Origin of the sequence: Mycobacterium sp. IS-1590 (genome assembly GCF_001500025.1) — a bacterium.
In the GTDB taxonomy this organism is placed as follows: Bacteria; Actinomycetota; Actinomycetes; order Mycobacteriales; family Mycobacteriaceae; genus Mycobacterium.
The window spans coordinates 1-13,739 of sequence record NZ_LQIW01000049.1; the positions used below are offsets into that span (position 1 = coordinate 1).

Consider the following 13,739-nt stretch of genomic DNA (forward strand, 5'->3'; position numbering starts at 1 on the left):
CCCGCCCCCGAGCCCGATCCCGTGCCGCAGTACGACGAGGCGCTGCCGCCCCCGCTGCCTCCGGCCGGTGACGTGGGCTCACACGCCCCCGAGCCCTCGATGATGGAGAAGGTGGTCAACAGCCCGGCATTCAAGAGCGCGATGCGCTCGGCGGGCACGGTGATCGGCCGCGAGATCACCCGCAGCATCTTCGGCACCGGCCGCAGGCGCAGCCGTCGCCGCCGTTAGTGACGACGAGTGATCGGCGCGGGCATTCAGCCGCCGCCGAGCTTCTTGTAGACGGCGCCGACGATCGGTGTCACGATCGCCCGCGGCGTGTAGCCCGCCGCAACCGACATCGCCTTCGACGTCACACCGGGGACGACGCGCATCTTGTTGCGCTCCAACGCATCCAACGACTGCCTGGCGGTGTACTGCGTCGAGATCCACAGGAAGTCGGGAATCACCTTCTCCACCAGCGACTGCTCGTCGGGATCCGGCAGTGCCTCACGGACGGGTCCGGGCGCCAACAACGTCACGTGCACCCCGTCCTTCTTGAGTTCGCCGCGCAGCGACTCGCTGAACGTGTTGACGAACGCCTTGCTCGCGGCATAGGTCGCGTTGTTGGGAATCGGTGAATTGCCCGCTGCGGAACCGGAAATGAGGATCCCGCCTGCCTTGCGCTGCACCATGCCCGGTACGACGGCGAGCACGAGATCGTGCACACCCAACACGTTGAGCTGAACCTGCGCCTTCTCGTCCGCAGGATCCAGTGAGGACACCGGGCCGAACGTCGCGGTGCCCGCGTTCGCGCACAGGATCGAGATGTTGCGTGTCGCCAGCTCGTCGCACAGCTTCGTGCGCTCGCTGGGGTCGGCCAGATCGACGGGACGCACCTCCACCGTCACGCCGTACTGCTGGACGAGGCGGTCGGCGAGCGCCCTCAGCACCTCTTCGCGGCGCGCGGTGATGATCAGATGATGTCCGCGGGCGGCGAGTTCGGTGGCCAGCGATTCGCCGATGTTCTGGGACGCGCCGGTGACCACCGCGCGGGCGTCGGCGCTGGGTGCGGGTACTGGCATGCGCCGGACTATATCGTGGGCGGACCATGAGCGACCCACCCGATTCCGGCACCCCAGCGGCGCGTCGCCAGGTCATCTCGTGGGCGTTGTGGGATTTCGGCGCGACCGGTTTGAACGCGGTGGTCGTGACCTTTGTGTTCTCGATCTACCTGACCAACAGCGTCGGCGACGATCTGCCCGGCGGCGTCAGCGCCACCAGTTGGCTGGGCTGGGCGCTGGGCGCGGCCGGCGTGGTCGTCGCACTGCTGGCGCCGGTGACGGGCGTGTGGGTCGACGCCCCGTGGCGGCGGCGCCGCGCGCTGGCCGCGCTCAGCGCGCTGGCGGTCGTTTTGATCGCCTCGATGAGTTCGGTCCGCGACGACTACCGCTACCTGGCGCTGGGTCTGGTGCTTCTGGGCTGCGCGTCGGCGTGCAATGAACTGGCCACCGTGCCCTACAACGCGATGCTGCGCCAACTGTCGACACCGCAGACCTCCGGCCAGATCTCCGGATACGGTCTCGGGTTGGGCTATCTCGGCAGCGTCACCCTGCTGTTGGTGGTGTACTTCGGGTTCATCTCCGGAGACGGCGGACTGCTCGGCTTACCGGTCGAGGACGGTGGAAACGTCAGGGCCGCCATGGTGTTCACGGCCATCTGGTTCGGGCTGTTCGCGCTGCCGGTGCTGATCGCGGTGCCCAGCGCCAAACCCGACCCGTTGGAACAGGGGCAGACCGTCGGATTCATCGGCGGGTACCGCAAGCTGTGGTCGGACATCAGAAGCGAATGGCGGCGTGATCACAACGTGGTGTACTACCTGCTGGCCAGTGCGGTGTTCCGCGACGGCCTGACGGGGATATTCGCGTTCGGGGCGGTATTGGGCGTTCGGGTCTACGGCGTCTCCGAGGCCGACGTGCTGTTGTTCGGGGTGTGCGCCAGCACGGTTGCCGCCGTGGGCGCCGTCGGCGGCGGATTTCTCGACGACCGGTTCGGCGCCAAACCCGTCATCGTCGTCGCGCTGAGCGGGATGATCACCGTCGGCCTCACCTTGATGTCGCTCAACGGGGTGCTGGCCTTCTGGATCTGCGGACTGCTGCTCTGCCTGTTCATCGGGCCGACGCTGTCGGCCGCGCGCACGCTGATGCTGCGCATGTCCGCCGAGGGCAAGGAGGGTGTCGCGTTCGGCCTCTACACCACCACGGGCCGCGCCGTTTCGTACCTTGCGCCCATGCTGTTCTCGGCTTTCATCGCCGTCTTCGGCACCGACCGTGCCGGGATGGGCGGATTGGTCGTGGTCCTCGCCGCCGGTTTGATCGCGATGCTCGCCGTGCGGGTTCCGCGGCGGGCGTCGGTCTAACCGCTGGCCGTGCAGATGGTCAGGCCCGCCCCTGTGCGCTTCTGCACCACCGAACCGTCGACGGAGATCGAACAGTTCACCTCGCGGCCGACGTTGATGATGCTGATACTCGCCGTCGCGGCCGCGGACTCGGACAACTCCACTTCCTTGCTCCAGGGCAGCATCACGTTGAACTCGGTCTGCAGCAGACCGCCGGTGTCGACGTAGGTGATGTTGATCGCGCGCCCGGAACCGCTCACGACGTAGACGACGCTCTGGGTGACGCCGGGGGTGGTCGTCGTGCCGGGCGCGCCGGGCGTGCTGGGGACGGTGGGGACCGCGGGCACGGTCGGCCGCGTCGTGCGGGGAACGGTCGGGCGCGGCACCGTGGTCGGGATCGGGGTGGTGAAGTCGGGCTCCTGCATCGGCGGCGGCGCGACGACCGTCTGCTGTTGCGAGCTGTTCACGACGACCAGCGCGATCACCAGGCCCAGCACCGTCAGCACCGCGACACCCGCGGCGACCCACAGCCAGCGGGGCGATTTCGGCTCCTCGGGCGGCGGGGGCGGATCGCCCGACGGGTAGGGCGCCCCGTACTGGCCGTAGGTCTCGTACCCGTAGGTGCCGTACGTCGGTAGGTGCTGCGTCGGAGCAGTTTGGGGCGGTGCCTGATAGGTGGGGCCGTACGCCTGGCTGGCGTACGCCGGATCGCTGTACCCGGCATGGCCGTAGCCCTGCGGTTGCTCCCCGCGGCCGAAGCCCGACTGCTCGTCGCGGCCGGGCTCTGGTGTACCGGTCATACCCACCTCATGCGTGCGAGGGTACCTGTGCGACCGCCCAACAGGCGCAGGTCGTCACTGGACTTGCCCGGGTAGGCACAATTGGTCCGGTGGGAGAGCAGGTTCGCAGAGTCTACGGCGCATCCATGTCGCCGGATGCCACCGCGTTCGCACATCTGGTCGACGACGGCGGCTTCCCGCGCGCGGTGCAGCGTTTCCTGCGCGGCTGGCGGGCAAGCTCGTCGCGCGACGTCGAGCTGCCGGTCGAAGGCCCGGTGACGCGCGTACTACATTCGGCCGACGGCCACTGGCTCGCATGCGAGGTCGCTCCCGAAGGCAGTACCCGAACCCAGATCTGGGTCGTGACAACCGATCCCGACGACCGCGACGCCCGCCGCATCGACTCGTGGGACCCCGGCGCGCCCGAGGGCACCGCCGAGCTCATCAACTGGGACGGCACCCTGGTCGCGGCCATCCTCACCGGCGAGGACGGCGTCGGTAGTTCGTGCCTCATCGACCCGGCCACCGGCCGCACCACCGTGCTGGACCGCCGCTCGGGCGGCCGTCTGGTCGACGCTTGGGCCGGCGCCGCGCTCGTGCGGGTCGGACCTCGCGGCTACCGGGATCTGATCATGCTGCGCGGACGCACCGAAACCGCGCTGCTGCCATACGATCCAGGGTCGACCACCGACACCGGCGTCATCCTCGACGACCACTACGCGCGTCGGCTGCGCGCGGGGCTGGAAGGCGAGCTCACCAAGCTGTACCAGCCGGCGAGCACCTACGACGAGGACAGCACCGAGGGCTATGTGCGGGCCCTGATCCGCAGCGAGAACGGCACCGAGCATGCGCGACTTCTCGAGGTGACGGTCACCGCCGACGGGGTGGCCTACCAGGTCATCGCCGAACGCCCGGGCTATGAACTCGACGAGTTCACCGTGAGCGACGACCTGTCGACCGTGGCGATCCTCTGGAACATCCACGGCGCCAGCGAGTTACAGATCATCGAACGCACCGACTACACCCTCCAACCGCCGATCCCGCTGCCCGGGATGGTGGCCAGCCAGCTGAGCATCAGCGCCGGCGGCTCGATGCTGGCCATGACCGTCGAAGGCCCGTCCACCCCGCCGACGGTCGAACTCGTCGACCCGCGGACGCGGGAGTGGGAGATCGTCGACCGCGAGCCCAGCTCCGGGCCGGTGGCGCCGGACCCGACGCTCGAGACGGTCACCGCACGCGACGGCCTGCAATTCACCGGGTGGCTCTTCCGTCCGCGCGACGGCGTCCCGGTGATCGGGGCGATGCTGTTCCTGCACGGCGGTCCGGAGGGCCAGGGCAGGCCCGGCTACAACGAGTTCTTCCCGGCCCTGCTCGAAGAGGGCATCAGCGTGTTCCTGCCCAACGTCCGTGGTTCGGGCGGGTTCGGCAGGAGCTTCATGCACGCCGACGACAAGGAGCGACGGTTCGCCGCGATCGACGACGTCGCCGACGCGGTCGCCTATCTGGTCGAGCGTGAGGTCGCGCCGGCCGACCGGGTCGCGTGTTGCGGATGGTCCTACGGTGGCTACCTGACCCAGGCGGCGCTCACCTTCCACCCCGACAAGTTCGCGGCGGGAATCAGCATCTGCGGGATGAGCGATCTGAACACCTGGTACCGCAACACCGAACCGTGGATCGCCGCGGCGGCGTATCCAAAGTACGGCCACCCGATCGGCGACCGCGAACTGCTCGAGCAGCTATCGCCGTTGCAGCGCGTCGACGCGATGACCGCGCCGTTGCTGTTGGTGCACGGCGCCAACGACACCAACGTGCCCCCCACCGAATCTCAGCAAATGTTTGAAGCGCTGCAATCACTTAACCGAAAAGTCGAATTGCTGATGTTCGATGACGACGGACACGAGATCGACCGGCGCGAGAACCGCGCCGTACTGGTCAAAGCCATGCGCGAGTGGCTGATTGCCGCTTTCCACGCGTATCCGGATTCGTAACCGAATCGTTCTCCGTTGCCACGTTTACCGAAATTGTCTGCCGGGTAAACGCTTCCCACGCGTCGATACGGCGCGACAAAGGAGGCGCAGCATGCGAGGTGGCGGATTTCTCGGCGTTTTGGTGCTCGTCTGGTTGCTGATCGGGGCGTTCGCCGCATACCAACGCGGCTATTTCGAAACCAGTGAAACCAATTGCGCGACAGCGGGAAGCATCGCTCTGACAGTGGTGGCCGGTCCGCTGAACTATGCCGGTGTCAACCCCAAGGTTGAGGCTTGCAACATCCCGGAACCCAGCCAGTGACAACTGGCACTTGCCAATTCGAAAGGAATGCTAATGATCATCCTCGGAGCGATTCTCCTCATCCTCGGACTGATCTTCGGAATCAACATCCTGTGGACCATCGGGATCGTACTCATGGTCATCGGAGCGGTGTTCTGGATTCTGGGGTCCATGGGCCGTCCCGTCGGCGGCAGGCGTGCCTGGTACTAACGGGTTGAGCGCCTAAACGTCCCGCGCGGCCGAGGTCAGCGCCGCGACCGTCATCGCTTTCAAGACGGATCGCGGCCTGGCCTCGGCCGTTTTCGTGGCCGTGGGCGGCAGGGCGTGTGGCGTGGAGTTCAGCAGCCCGAACGTCGCGTGGGCCATCAGCCGGGCATCGGCTTCCGCCAGCGAGCCATCCAGCCGCCGAAGCACATCGACCCAGATCTCGACGTACTGCCGCTGCGCCCGGCGCACCTGACGTTTGGCCGTGGGCGGCAGGTTGGCGAGATCGCGATCCTGGATGCGGATCAGGTCGGACTCGCCGAGGGCGAAGTCCAGATGGAAGTCGATCAGGCCGTCGAGCGCCGCGGCCGGATCGTCGGCGCGCGCGACGACCTCGGTGGCGCCGGCCAGTAGGCGGGTGCTGATACCGACCAGCAACTCGACCAGCAACGCCTCCTTGTTCGGGAAGTGCCGGTAGATCGCAGGCCCGCTGACACCTGCGGCGGCGCCGATGTCCTCCAGCCGCACCGCGAGGTAACCCCGCTCGGCAACCAGGCGTTCCGCCGCGGCGATCAACTGGGATCTCCGGTCCGACTTCGCCTTGCTGCGCCGAGTGGTCGCGGTCATTTCGGAGATCGGAGTTGAAGCCACCGCGCCTCCCACCCGCTGTAGACATCTGGAGTTAATCGTGACTAACATACCACCAGTTATTCGTCATTAACTCAAACGAACGGGCTTTTTCGATGGCACCGCGGCCTTCACATCGCGAGGAGCATCTTGCGCTGGTCGACGAATTGCGTTCCAAGCTCGCGGCGGCGGCTCTCGGCGGTCCCGAGCGGGCCCGCGAGCGCCACGTCAGCCGCGGCAAGCTCTTACCGCGCGACCGCGTCGACGGTCTGCTGGACCCGGGCAGCCCCTTCCTCGAGCTGTCGCCCCTTGCCGCCGACGGTATGTACGACGACGAGTGTCCGGGTGCGGGCATGATCACCGGGATCGGTCGCGTGTCGGGTCGGGAATGTGTGATCGTCGCCAACGACGCGACCGTCAAGGGCGGCACCTACTATCCGATCACGGTCAAAAAACACCTGCGGGCCCAGGAAGTCGCGGGCCAGAACCGGCTGCCGTGCATCTATCTCGTCGATTCCGGCGGCGCGTTCCTGCCCCGACAGGACGAGGTGTTCCCCGATCGCGATCATTTCGGCCGCATCTTCTACAACCAAGCCAATCTGAGCGCCCAGGGGATTGCGCAGATCGCCGCGGTGCTCGGATCCTGCACTGCCGGTGGCGCATACGTTCCCGCGATGAGCGACGAGGCCGTGATCGTGCGCAACCAGGGCACGATCTTCCTCGGGGGTCCGCCGCTGGTGAAGGCGGCGACGGGTGAGGTGGTCACCGCCGAGGAACTGGGCGGTGGTGACCTGCACTCGAAGACCTCAGGCGTGACAGACCATTTGGCGCACGACGACCGCGACGCGCTGCGCATCGTGCGGCGCATCGTCGCCACGCTCGGCCCCCGCGAGCCGCTGCCCTGGGACGTCCGGCCGACCGTGGATCCGGTGGCCGATCAGCACGAGCTCTACGACGTGGTGCCCGTCGACTCGCGCGTCCCTTACGACGTGCACGAGGTCGTCACCCGCATCGTCGACGGCGGCGAATTCGCCGAATTCAAGGCCGAATACGGCAGCACCCTGGTCACGGGGTTTGCCCGCATCCACGGCCATCCGGTCGGCATCATCGCCAACAACGGCGTCCTGTTCGGCGAATCGGCGCTCAAGGGAGCCCATTTCATCGAGCTCTGCGACAAGCGCAACACCCCGCTCGTGTTTCTGCAGAACATCTCCGGGTTCATGGTCGGGCGCGATTACGAGGCAGGCGGCATCGCCAAGCACGGCGCGAAGATGGTCACCGCGGTGGCATGCGCGCGGGTGCCGAAACTGACCGTGGTCATCGGCGGTTCGTACGGCGCGGGTAACTACTCCATGTGCGGGCGCGCGTATTCGCCGCGGTTCCTGTGGATGTGGCCCAATGCCCGCATCTCGGTGATGGGTGGCGAGCAGGCCGCGTCGGTGCTGGCGACCGTGCGCGGCGAGATGACCGCCGAGGAGGAGGAGAGTTTCAAGGCGCCGATCCGCGCGCAGTACGAGCACCAGGGCAATCCGTACTATTCGACGGCCCGGCTGTGGGATGACGGGGTGATCGACCCCGCCGACACCAGAACGGTTCTCGGACTGACGCTCTCGGCGGTGGGGCAGGCGCCGCTCGAGTCCATCTCCTACGGCGTTTTCCGGATGTGAGGACATGAACTTCGATACCGTCCTTGTCGCCAATCGAGGCGAGATCGCAGTCCGGGTCATCCGCACGCTGCGCGCCATCGGTATCCGATCGGTCGCGGTGTTCAGCGACGCCGACGCGGGCGCCCGTCATGTCGCGGAGGCCGACGTTGCGGTCCACATCGGACCGTCGGCGGCCAGGCAGAGCTACCTTGACATCGACGCCGTGGTCTCTGCGGCCCGGCGCACCGGCGCCCAGGCCGTGCATCCGGGTTACGGATTCCTCTCGGAGAACGCGCAATTCGCCGCGGCGCTTCAGGACGCGGGAATAGTGTTCATCGGCCCGCCGGTCGGCGCGATCCAGACCATGGGCGACAAGATCGCCGCGAAGGCGGCGGTGTCGGCGTTCGGGGTCCCCGTCGTGCCGGGTGTTTCGCGGCCCGGCCTGTCCGACGACGATCTGGTCGCCGGGGCCGACGAGGTCGGTTTCCCCGTGCTGGTGAAACCTTCGGCGGGCGGCGGCGGCAAGGGTATGCGCGTCGTGCACGAGCCGCGCGAGCTGCCGGCCGCGCTGGCCAGCGCGCGCAGGGAAGCGGCCGCCGCGTTCGGTGACGACACGCTGTTCTTGGAACGGTTCGTGTTGAATCCGCGTCACATCGAGGTGCAGGTGCTCGCCGACGGCTACGGCAATGTGGTGCATCTCGGCGAACGCGAATGCTCCCTGCAGCGCCGACACCAGAAGGTTGTCGAGGAGGCGCCGTCGCCGCTGCTGGACGAGGCGACGCGGACGAGAATCGGTGCGGCGGCGTGCGACACCGCGCGCAGCGTCGACTACACCGGTGCCGGGACGGTCGAGTTCATCGTGTCCGCCGACCGGCCCGACGAGTTCTTCTTCATGGAGATGAACACCCGTCTTCAGGTCGAGCATCCGGTCACCGAGATGGTCACCGGAATCGACCTGGTCGAGCAGCAGGTCAGAATCGCCGCGGGGGAGAAGCTGGCGATCACGCAGGACGACATCTCGATGACCGGGCACGCGATCGAGGCGAGGGTCTACGCCGAGGATCCCGGACGCGGGTTCCTGCCCACCGGTGGCCGCGTTCTGGGTCTCGCCGAGCCGGCGGGGCCGGGCATCCGGGTCGATTCGGGGTTGGCGCCGGGTTCGGTGATCGGCAGCGACTACGACCCCATGCTGTCGAAGGTCATCGCGCACGCCGCCGACCGCACGGCCGCCCTGCGGGCACTGGACCGGGCGCTCGCGCACACCGCGATCCTGGGACTCACCACCAACGTCGAGTTCCTGCGGTTCCTGCTCGCCGACCCCGACGTCGCGGCGGGCCGCCTCGACACCGGTCTCCTGGATCGTCGCAGCCCGGATTTCCGCCCCGCGACCGCCGAGGACGTCGACCTGGTCGCCGCCGCGACGTACTTGTGGCTGCGCTCGTGGCCGCAACCGGTCGGCGACCTGTGGGCGGTCCCGTCCGGTTGGCGGATCGGCCGCGATGCACCGACGACGTACCGGCTGCAGTCCGGGGAGCGCGTCGACCACGTTTACCTCACCGGCACACCGTCGGCGGGCAGTGCGGCGATCGAGGACGGCCCGCGGCGTCCGCTGTCGGTATCGCTGGTCGACGACCGGTTGGCGGTCACCTTCGACGGGATCGTCACGGACTACGTGGTCGTCGCCGACGACCACCGGATCTGGCTGGCGGGCGCAGGCCGTACTGTCGCGGTCGACGAGGTCCGCGAAGCGCCGGTGCGGCCCGACGACGCGCACAGCGGTGACGCGGAACTGACCAGCCCGATGCCGGGTTCCGTGGTGGCCGTGGGGGTGGCCGACGGTGAGCGGGTGACGACGGGCACCGTTGTGGTGACCGTCGAGGCCATGAAGATGGAACACGCCCTGAGCGCGCCGGTCGACGGCGTGGTGGAACTCCTTGTCGCCGAGGGCGATCAGGTCAAGGTAGGGCAGCCGCTGGCGAAGGTCATCGCGGACCCGACCGTCGAGAAGGAAGAATCATGACCCCAGCGAGAAGCGGAGCGGATCGCGCATGAATAACGTTCTAGCCACCGGGACACTTCCCGACCACTACGAGCAGTTGGCCAAGACGGTCCGCGACTTCGCCCAGAGCGTGGTCGCGCCCGTCGCCGCCAAACACGACGAGGAACACTCGTTCCCGTACGAGGTCGTCGCGGGAATGGCCGACATGGGCCTGTTCGGCCTGCCGTTCCCCGAGGAGTACGGCGGCATGGGCGGCGACTACTTCGCGCTGTGCCTGGCGCTGGAGGAACTCGGCAAGGTCGACCAGAGTGTGGCGATCACGCTCGAAGCCGGGGTTTCTCTGGGTGCGATGCCGGTGTACCGGTTCGGCAGCGAGAAGCAGAGGCAGGAGTGGCTGCCGCTGTTGGCGAGCGGAAAGGCGCTCGGCGCGTTCGGCCTGACCGAGGCCGGCGGCGGCAGCGATGCCGGCGCCACCAAGACCACCGCCCGTCTCGACGACGGCCACTGGGTGATCAACGGCTCCAAGCAGTTCATCACCAATTCGGGCACCGACATCACCAAGCTGGTGACGGTGACGGCGGTGACCGGCGAGAAACCCGATGGGAAGAAGGAGATCTCGTCGATCCTGGTTCCGGTGCCGATCGATGGCTTCACCGCCGAACCGGCGTACAGCAAGGTCGGCTGGAACGCCTCGGACACCCACCCGTTGAGCTTCGACGACGTGCGCGTGCCGGAGGAGAACCTGCTCGGTGAGCGCGGCCGGGGATATGCGAACTTCCTTCGCATCCTCGACGAGGGCCGCATCGCGATCGCCGCGCTGTCGGTGGGCGCCGCGCAGGGGTGTGTCGACGAATCGGTCAAGTACGCCAGGGAACGCGAAGCCTTCGGCGCGGCCATCGGCAGCTATCAGGCGATCGCCTTCAAAATCGCGCGCATGGAGGCCCGAGCGCACGTCGCCCGCACGGCCTACTACGACGCCGCGGCGCTGATGCTGGCCGGAAAGCCGTTCAAGAAGGCCGCGTCCATCGCCAAGATGGTGGCCTCCGAGGCCGCGATGGACAACGCCCGCGACGCCACCCAGATCTTCGGCGGCTACGGCTTCATGAACGAGTACTCCGTCGCGCGGCACTACCGCGACAGCAAGATCCTCGAAATCGGCGAGGGCACAACGGAAGTGCAGTTGATGCTGATCGGGCGGGAGCTGGGCCTGTAATGAGTGAGAAGAAGATAGTCGTCCAGCGCGGGCTGTGGTACGAGGAGTTCGAGCCCGGCGTGCTCTACCAGCACCGCCCGGGGCGCACCATCACCGAGGCCGACAACGTCTTGTTCACGACGTTGACGATGAACACCCAGGCACTGCATTTGGATGCCGCGTTCTCGGATGCCTTGCCGCCGTTCAACCAGCGGCTGGTCAACTCGATGTTCACGCTGTCCACCCTGGTGGGGCTATCGGTCGCGCAACTGACGCAGGGCACCATCGTCGGCAACCTCGGTTTTGGCGAAATCGCCTTCCCGAAGCCGCTTTTCCACGGCGACACGTTGTACGCGGAGTCCGAGGTGCTCGAGAAGCGAGAGTCGAAGAGCCGGCCGGGTGAGGGCATCGTGACGTTCTCCCACGTCGGCCGCAACCAGCACGGTGACGTGGTGGCGACCGCGTCGCGCAAGACCATGGTGCGCAAGCGCCCGGAGGGAGACGCATAGTGGCGCTCGCGACGGGACCCGCATGGCTGTTCTGCCCGGCCGACCGCCCGGAACGGTTCGAGAAGGCCGCCGCGGCAGCCGATGTCGTCATCCTCGACCTCGAGGACGGCGTCGTCGCCAAGGATCGGGAAGCCGCACGCGCGGCACTGATCGAGACGCGGCTGGACCCGGACCGGACGGTGGTGCGTGTCAATCCCACCGCTACCGCCGATCATCCGCTCGACCTCGAGGCGCTCGAAAAGACCGACTACACCACGGTCATGCTCGCCAAGACCGAGGATCCCCAGCAGGTGCGCGACCTGGCGCCGCTGGGCGTCGTGGTGTTGATCGAAACCCCGCTCGGGGCGCTCGCCGTGACGGATCTGGCGCGCGTCGAGAACACGGTCGCCCTGATGTGGGGCGCCGAGGACCTGTTCGCGGTGACCGGCGGCACCTCCAACCGCTACCCCGACGGCAGCTACCGCGAGGTGGCGCGCCACGTGCGATCGCAGACGCTGCTAGCGGCCAAGGCCTACGGTCGGCTCGCGCTGGACTCGGTGTACCTCGACATCAAGGACCTCGACGGTCTGCGCGGCGAGGTCGACGATGCGGTGGCGGTGGGCTTCGACGTGAAGGTCGCGATCCATCCGTCCCAGGTCGCGGTGATCCGCGAGGGCTACACGCCGACGCCCGATCAGGTGCAGTGGGCGAAAGCCGTTCTGGCCAGGGCGGCCAACGAGCGCGGTGTGTTCGCCCACGACGGGGTGATGGTCGACATGCCGGTGCTTCGGCGCGCCGAACGCATCGTCGGCCTGGCCCCGCGCGACTGACACGTCGTCGCCGCGACACGTCTTCTCGGAGAATCGGCGATCGCCGAGGCGCAGGCATAATGGTGGAAGCCCCAGCACTGCGGCGAGCAGAGCGCATCGTCCAGCCAGCGCCCCACCCCGGCGGTGGCTGACAGCCTCTACACCAGAGGTCTTGCTCGACCCGCCCCGTGCTGAGCACCTCAGTCGCCTGACGGCGCGATCCGCCGTCAGTGACCCTAGGAGGCGGTATGGCAGGGACCGTTTCGGCACCCCTCGAGTCGCGCGACGTCGACCTGGAGCCGGTTCAACTGATCGCCCCGGACGGGACGCCGACCTCCGAGACGCGATACCGCAGAGACCTTCCTCCGGAGACGCTCGCCTGGCTGTTGGAGACGATGGTCGTCACCCGCGACCTCGACGGCGAATTCGTCAACCTGCAGCGTCAAGGTGAACTGGCGCTGTTCGCATCCTGTCAGGGCCAGGAGGCCGCACAGATCGGCGCCGCGGCCTGCCTGCGCAAGACCGACTGGCTGTTCCCGCAGTACCGCGAGATCGGCGCCTTCCTGGTGCGCGGCATCACGCCGGCCCAGATTGCCGCCGTGTGGCGGGGTAAGTGGCACGGCGGACTGGGCTTCACCGACAAATGCGTCGCCCCGATCGCGATCCCGATCGGCACTCACGGCCTGCACGCGGTCGGCGCGGCGATGGCGGCCCAACGCCTGGGCGAGGACTCGGTGACACTCGCGTTCATCGGCGACGGGGCCACCAGCACGGGCGACGTCCACGAAGCGCTCAACCTCGCCGCCGTGTACCGGGCGCCATGCGTGTTCTTCGTCCAGAACAACCAGTGGGCGATCTCGGTGCCGGTTTCGGAACAGATGGCGGGGCCGTCCATCGCCCATCGCGCCATCGGCTACGGAATGCCGGGGATCCGCGTCGACGGCAACGACGTGCTCGCGTGTTTCGCCGTCACCGCCGAGGCCGCGCAGCGGACCCGCGACGGCGGCGGTCCGACGCTCATCGAAGCCGTGACCTATCGGATGGGCCCGCACACCACCTCCGACGACCCGGACCGGTACCGCAGCCCCGCAGAGGTACAGCAGTGGGCGGCCCGCGACCCGATCGCGCGTTATCGGACGTATCTGCAGTCGGTCGGCGTGTGGACCGAACGGCTCGAGGAGAGGGTCAGGGCCAGATCCCAACGGCTACGCACCGACTTGCGTGACGCCGTCGTCGGCGCCGACGACTTCGACGTCACCGAGGTGTTCGACGCGGTCTACCACGACATCACGCCGGAGCTCGCCGCCCAACGCGGGCAACTCGCCGCAGAACTGGCGAAGGAGGCGTGACATG

The 13,739-nt window shown here is 67.8% G+C and carries 13 protein-coding genes and 1 pseudogene; 11 read left to right on the top strand and 3 right to left on the bottom strand.

Annotated elements, in window-relative coordinates; genetic code table 11:
- Positions 1-228, top strand: a pseudogene (locus AU197_RS22405) (helicase HerA-like domain-containing protein); the annotation flags it as partial.
- Positions 229-254: 26 nt separating this feature from the next.
- Here AU197_RS22405 and cmrA read toward each other — a convergent pair.
- On the bottom strand, positions 255-1,061 hold the full coding sequence (gene cmrA, locus AU197_RS22410; RefSeq protein ID WP_064405620.1) for a mycolate reductase: 807 nt from the start codon (positions 1,059-1,061) through the stop codon (positions 255-257).
- A gap of 26 nt (positions 1,062-1,087) precedes the next feature.
- On the opposite strand from cmrA, the gene AU197_RS22415 reads away from it, so the two are divergent.
- Positions 1,088-2,395, top strand: a complete 1,308-nt coding sequence (locus AU197_RS22415; RefSeq protein WP_064405623.1) for an MFS transporter — start codon at positions 1,088-1,090, stop codon at positions 2,393-2,395.
- Here AU197_RS22415 and AU197_RS22420 read toward each other — a convergent pair.
- Positions 2,392-3,174, bottom strand: coding sequence for an MmpS family transport accessory protein (locus tag AU197_RS22420; protein ID WP_064405625.1), 783 nt, complete (start codon positions 3,172-3,174; stop codon positions 2,392-2,394). The genes AU197_RS22415 and AU197_RS22420 overlap by 4 nt on opposite strands.
- Before the next feature lie 125 nt (positions 3,175-3,299).
- On the opposite strand from AU197_RS22420, the gene AU197_RS22425 reads away from it, so the two are divergent.
- The 3 genes from AU197_RS22425 (at position 3,300) to AU197_RS26530 (ending at position 5,631) form a co-directional block, all read left to right on the top strand.
- Positions 3,300-5,141 (top strand): alpha/beta hydrolase family protein, encoded by a 1,842-nt coding sequence (locus AU197_RS22425; protein WP_064405627.1) that lies wholly within the window; start codon positions 3,300-3,302, stop codon positions 5,139-5,141.
- A gap of 91 nt (positions 5,142-5,232) precedes the next feature.
- A complete protein-coding gene (locus tag AU197_RS22430; RefSeq protein ID WP_064405629.1) occupies positions 5,233-5,442 on the top strand; it encodes a hypothetical protein in 210 nt (69 codons plus the stop codon).
- A 33-nt stretch (positions 5,443-5,475) separates the two neighbouring features.
- Positions 5,476-5,631 carry a DUF6131 family protein gene (locus AU197_RS26530; protein ID WP_165595612.1) on the top strand — a complete coding sequence of 52 codons (156 nt, stop codon included), beginning with the start codon at positions 5,476-5,478 and terminating at the stop codon, positions 5,629-5,631.
- A 12-nt stretch (positions 5,632-5,643) separates the two neighbouring features.
- On the opposite strand, the gene AU197_RS22435 is transcribed toward AU197_RS26530, so the two are convergent.
- Complete coding sequence (locus AU197_RS22435; protein WP_156434525.1) at positions 5,644-6,252, bottom strand: SACE_7040 family transcriptional regulator; 609 nt, start codon at positions 6,250-6,252, stop codon at positions 5,644-5,646.
- 116 nt (positions 6,253-6,368) lie between these two features.
- Between AU197_RS22435 and AU197_RS22440 the strand changes: the two genes are divergently transcribed.
- From AU197_RS22440 to pdhA, 6 genes are all read left to right on the top strand, one after another.
- Positions 6,369-7,919: a carboxyl transferase domain-containing protein gene (locus AU197_RS22440; RefSeq protein ID WP_064405632.1), complete on the top strand. Its 1,551-nt coding sequence runs from the start codon at positions 6,369-6,371 to the stop codon at positions 7,917-7,919.
- Between the two features lie 4 nt (positions 7,920-7,923).
- Positions 7,924-9,918, top strand: a complete 1,995-nt coding sequence (locus AU197_RS22445) for an acetyl/propionyl/methylcrotonyl-CoA carboxylase subunit alpha (RefSeq protein WP_064405633.1) — start codon at positions 7,924-7,926, stop codon at positions 9,916-9,918.
- A gap of 28 nt (positions 9,919-9,946) precedes the next feature.
- Positions 9,947-11,110: an acyl-CoA dehydrogenase family protein gene (locus tag AU197_RS22450; protein ID WP_064405635.1), complete on the top strand. Its 1,164-nt coding sequence runs from the start codon at positions 9,947-9,949 to the stop codon at positions 11,108-11,110.
- The gene (locus AU197_RS22455; RefSeq protein WP_064405638.1) at positions 11,110-11,598 is read left to right on the top strand and encodes a MaoC family dehydratase; all 489 of its coding nucleotides are present in this window, start codon (positions 11,110-11,112) and stop codon (positions 11,596-11,598) included. Before AU197_RS22450 ends, AU197_RS22455 begins: the two co-directional genes overlap by 1 nt.
- Positions 11,598-12,407, top strand: coding sequence for an HpcH/HpaI aldolase/citrate lyase family protein (locus tag AU197_RS22460; RefSeq protein WP_064405641.1), 810 nt, complete (start codon positions 11,598-11,600; stop codon positions 12,405-12,407). Before AU197_RS22455 ends, AU197_RS22460 begins: the two co-directional genes overlap by 1 nt.
- A gap of 227 nt (positions 12,408-12,634) precedes the next feature.
- Entirely contained in the window at positions 12,635-13,735 is a 1,101-nt protein-coding gene (gene pdhA, locus AU197_RS22465) for a pyruvate dehydrogenase (acetyl-transferring) E1 component subunit alpha (protein ID WP_064405643.1), read from the top strand.
- Positions 13,736-13,739 lie beyond the last annotated feature (4 nt).